Origin of the sequence: Streptococcus sp. IMAU 99161, assembly GCF_014435245.1 — a bacterium.
Lineage (GTDB): Bacteria > Bacillota > Bacilli > Lactobacillales > Streptococcaceae > Streptococcus > Streptococcus lactarius.
The window spans coordinates 1-2,169 of the sequence record NZ_JAAPAW010000034.1; the positions used below are offsets into that span (position 1 = coordinate 1).

General features: G+C 36.5%; 1 protein-coding gene. It reads right to left on the bottom strand.

Annotation, left to right across the window (positions count from 1 at the left end):
* The coding region (locus HA044_RS09410; RefSeq protein WP_187540925.1) for an Ig-like domain-containing protein at positions 1-1,666 on the bottom strand (1,666 nt) is incomplete at its 3' end.
* Positions 1,667-2,169 lie beyond the last annotated feature (503 nt).

The following is a 2,169-nucleotide window of genomic DNA, read 5'->3' on the forward strand; positions in this document are numbered from 1 at the left end:
CCCCTGTATTTGGAAGGAAACCTTTGCGACGACCATTCGTTGACTTGGTCGTTCCAGAATGGTTGTTTGATGGTCCTCCTGGTGTAGTTGTTGTGCCAGCAGTAGGTGTTCCTGGTGTAGTTGTAGTACTAGTAGTAGGCGCTTCTGTAGTTGTAGTGCTAGTAGTAGTCTCTTTTGTAGTTGTGGTACTAGTAGTAGGCGCTTCTGTAGTTGTAGTACTAGTCGTAGGTGCTACTGTAGTCGTAGTGCTAGTAGAAGGTGCTTCAGTAGTCGTAGTGCTAGTAGTAGGCGTTTCAGTGGTTGTAGTACTAGTCGTAGGTGCTACTGTAGTCGTAGTACTAGTCGTAGTAGTTGTAGTTGAGGTTGTTTTTGGTTTTTCTTTTGGGTTGACAATTGTCTTCGTTACCGCATGGTCCGCTCCGCTAAAGTCTTCAGCATTAACTGAGGTATCAGCAGTAGTAATGGTATAACCTTCAGGTGCTTGTAACTCAGTTAAGATGTATTTATCTTTTAAAAGACCATTGACTGTGATATTCCCATCTTTATCGGTCACATATTCACCGATTACTTGGTTGTTGGCTTGACGTACCACTTTGAATTTTGCTCCAGCAAGTGGTTGATTCGCGTCGCCCACTTTATGGATATGAATGGTAAAGACATAACCGACACCAGATCCACCTGCAATTTGAATGGCAGAAGCATTTAAAGCTTGTTTAATAACAACACCTTTACCTTTTAGTGTCGCCTCATTCTTTAAAACTTCTCCATCGGCAGGTGTATATTTTAGGCGAACGTCATATAAAATTTGGTATTGATCTGCTTCAGTAACATCTCCAAGGTTAACAGTGAAAGACTGACCGTCATCACTAACCGTTACCGTATGTTGATCTGTCACATCTACTGTATCATTTAATTGCCATGAACCGTCAGTATCAGAGAAGGTTCCCTTATATACGCGAATACTACCTTTTACGTATTCTGCATTCGTAAATTGTAAATGATCTTCTACCGTAACTTCTTTAATATTTTGTTTATTTTGATTGACAGAAATTGCATATTTAATTAATGTTGGGTCTTTCTGAACATCACTTATTTTAACGAACAATTTAGGTTCTGAAATTCCAACCCCTTTGAAATTCACTTTTCCAACAATAGTTGTTTTGTTGTTAACCGTTACTTGAACCGGAACTTCTCCAGCTTCAGGATGTTTTTTATAATCTACTTGAGCGTAGAAGTAAAAAGAACCATTTGTATCAGAATGATTTTCAACATAATCAGTATATGTTAATGAAATCTTTTTATTATCCTTATCAACTGTTGCATGTGCAATAATTTGATTAGTTTGAGTGTCACGAATCTCAAAACTTTGTGAAGAAATGATTAGAGGGTCGGAAATAGAAATATCTGTCGTATCTCCTGCCTTCACATTTTTCCCAGCTAAATCATAGTTTGCATTAATTCTAAAATTCTGCCATTTTCCAACGCCGTCTTCAATATTACCTCCGTTCTCACTGGTAACATTGATATTCTTAATAGTATCCACAAACTTTCCACTAACGGTAATATTAGGCGTCTCGGCTGACGTTTTGGTCAGGCTGAGAGTGAAGAGAACCGTTAATAAAGCAAGGATAAATGTGAAAATTTTGACATTTTTTCTATTATCCATTTTATCTACCCCTTTTTTCATAAAAATCCCATTCCCACGAAACAATATGGTAAAACTGGTTGAGATCTGTATCCGCTCCGTAAGATTTACAGTTCTCCAAATTGAAACTTGAGAAAGACCTCCATATATTTGTTTTAGCAAGGAAAATATTTTAGTTTTAAAATTATTCCCTACAGGAGGCATTATAGCAAAAATAAATCTAAGTATCAAGCATTCGATCACAGTTTTTTAAAAAATAACCTAATAATATCTATGCAAAAAATTAAGAATAATAGAATTGAAAAGATGCTTCACAAAAGATAGCCACATTATAGAAGAGATAAGAATAGCTATAGAGTAAAAGAGAACCTTGATGACAAAAATGGGCAATTTGACCAAACAGAGAAATAGGGGGGTTCTGCTATTCCTAATTGAAAGGGGATATTGTAAGATCGAATTTGTTTTTAGACAAAAAGGAGTTATTTTAGGAGCCCTTTTATCGATGATTTCGATGGGCTATCTCA